This is a genomic window from Candidatus Diapherotrites archaeon (assembly GCA_040755695.1).
Taxonomy (GTDB): domain Archaea; phylum Iainarchaeota; class Iainarchaeia; order Iainarchaeales; family 1-14-0-10-31-34; genus JBFMAK01.
Genome location: JBFMAK010000037.1, coordinates 1 through 1,183 on the forward strand (window position 1 = coordinate 1; position 1,183 = coordinate 1,183).

1 protein-coding gene is annotated in these 1,183 nt (G+C 35.8%); it reads right to left on the bottom strand.

Features of this window, described 5'->3' with window-relative positions:
• Positions 1-1,026: IS1634 family transposase (locus AB1467_07520; protein ID MEW6296103.1), on the bottom strand; the 1,026-nt coding region annotated here is incomplete at its 3' end.
• Between the last annotated feature and the right edge of the window lie 157 nt (positions 1,027-1,183).

A 1,183-nucleotide genomic window follows, 5' to 3' on the forward strand; every position in this document is an offset into this window, starting at 1 on the left:
TTCAATACAAACTATCCTTGCCTCCAGATTCTTCTTTATCTCTTCTGCCCTCATAGGATTCCTTCTCATAATATACCTTATTTCATTATCTTCTATCTCACATAATTTCTCGTCAAATAAACCAAGTTGAATTATCCCATCGCTTATCATCTTCTCTATCTGTGGTTTGGTTATGGCGGTGATGTAATTCCATTTTAGCGGCTCTTCGGTTATCTCTTTTATTTGCTCAGATTTTATCATCCCCCGATCGCCTACAAATACTACCCTCTCTGCTCCATAATTCTTCTTTATCTTCTCTAATTGATTGACTACCGTTTTATAATCATTCGTATTCCCTTTAAATACCTCTACAGTTAGGGGATACCCATCTTTATCGGTTAAAAGTCCAATCACTATCTGTTTCTTACCTTTTACAGCCCCTCTTGGATATCCATACTCAGATAAAGCCATCTTTTCTCCCTCAACATAGGTTGAGGTAACATCATATAAAAATATTGCCTTGGTTCCCTGCGGGCTTTCCTTTAGCATCTTCTTCCATATTCTTTGTTCAATCCTTTCCTGATTTTCGCTTAACCAGACTAATGTTTCATATAAATCATCTTCATCAAATCTTATCTCTTTTTTGAATACCTCGTCTATTGCCTGGCCTTTTGACCAGAAATTAGCAATATACCATCTTGACCTCTGCGATATTATCTGACCAGCAATCATTATCAAGGCTAATATCGCAGGTCTATTTCTGCCCAGCGATTCCTCTATCCCAAGCCATCTGGCTACCTCTACTACCACTTTCAAAGCACCGTATGATTTCCCTTGCTTCCTCTGATACTCACCAATTTCTTTGATCTCTTCTATCTTTCCACCTTTTAAGGAAAACTCTAAGGCAGAAATAATATGCGGTGGCCATTTAGTAATATTGGCGATAGTTTTATGGTCAACTTTCTTTCCCTGACGAATACTTTTCATCAGGAGAATAGTGGTGTAAACTTTATCTTTTACCCGTTTGGAAATCCTTTGCACATACATAAAAATATTATATCATAAATTGTAAGAATTGTCAAGTATTTTTTTAAAAATATTAAAAATATTCGTAGGCACACTTTTTAAACATATTTTAGTTGTATCCTCTTGATATATATAGAGTTAGGTCTATTTTTTAGGTGATTTTTAGGGGGAAGTTCCG